General features: G+C 67.9%; 1 protein-coding gene. It reads right to left on the bottom strand.

Translation table 11 applies throughout. From position 1 onward, the window contains the following. Positions 1 to 26: 26 nt before the first annotated feature. Entirely contained in the window at positions 27 to 722 is a 696-nt protein-coding gene (locus Pma05_RS42120; protein ID WP_203863144.1) for a C39 family peptidase, read from the bottom strand. Positions 723 to 1038: the final 316 nt, after the last annotated feature.

Genomic DNA, 1038 nt, shown 5'->3' on the forward strand with positions numbered 1-1038 from the left:
GGCTGGCCCTCTCGTCTGCGTGTGTGTTATGCGGAGTAGCCGCGTTCGGCGGCCCAGTTGGCGAGGTTGATGGTGCTCATCCAGTACTCGCTCTGGTTCGGGTTGGCCGGGTCGGCGATCTTGACCTTGCGGCCGTGGTCGTCGTAGCCGACGACGGTCAGGTAGTGCCCACCCTCGTAGGAGTGCGGGGTGCCGTCGACGTCGGTCGCGGTGCCCTTGATGTTCGCCACCACCGGACGCTTGGCGTCGATGGCGTTGACGACGTCGACCTGGAGCTTGTCCATCTGCGCCGGCTTGGTGGTGGTGTCCGGGAGCGCCACGGTGCGGTAGTCCTTACCGCCGGCCTTGTTCAGCACCCGGGTGGTGTCCTCGGCCGAGTTCGTACCGGCCTCGGTCGTACCGAGCTGCTTCGCGACGTCGTCCTGGCTGGGGGCCTGCCCCTGCGCGGTCAGCGCGATCCGGGTCGCGGCGGGTGCGCAGTAGTAGAAGTTCTCCTGCGCCTTGTACTGGTAGTCCAGGACCTTCGACGGCGCCCGCTTGTCGATGTCGGCGATGTTGGCGGTGACCGACGCGGCGGTCGGCGATGCCGGGTTCGGGCTGTCCATCGCGATCGCGGGGCCGGCGAACGCGCCGCCGACGACGGCGAGTCCGGCGATACCCAGCGCGGTCTTACGGATCGGGGTTTCGGTGATGGCCGGGAGCCATCGGTTGACGAAAGTCATGATGGTCGCCTTCCATTTCCGGGGGTACGACAACACCCACGGACGGGTGTGTCGAAAGGGAAGACCCGAAACAACGTTCCGGGGAGATGGCACAGCCCGGCGGACTGCCTGCTCCTGCTCGGGTGTGCCAGGGGGATGTAACCACCGCCGGCGGCCCGCCATTCCCACGAACGGCCCGGTCACCGGCGCCCGCCCACACCACCCACCCCATCAGGCGGACTCACCGGGGGCGGCCTGCTGCGGACGTACGCCAGGTATAACCGTGGCCGACCACCCGGTGTTCCGCGAACGACCCCCCACCACAACTCGATCATGA

The sequence above is a fragment of the Plantactinospora mayteni genome (assembly GCF_016862935.1).
Taxonomy (GTDB): Bacteria; Actinomycetota; Actinomycetes; order Mycobacteriales; family Micromonosporaceae; genus Plantactinospora; species Plantactinospora mayteni.

Excerpts from the sequence above, each read along its gene's own strand:
- Pma05_RS42120 (WP_203863144.1), bottom strand. The coding sequence starts at position 722 with ATGACTTTCGTCAACCGATGGCTCCCGGCCATCACCGAAACCCCGATC.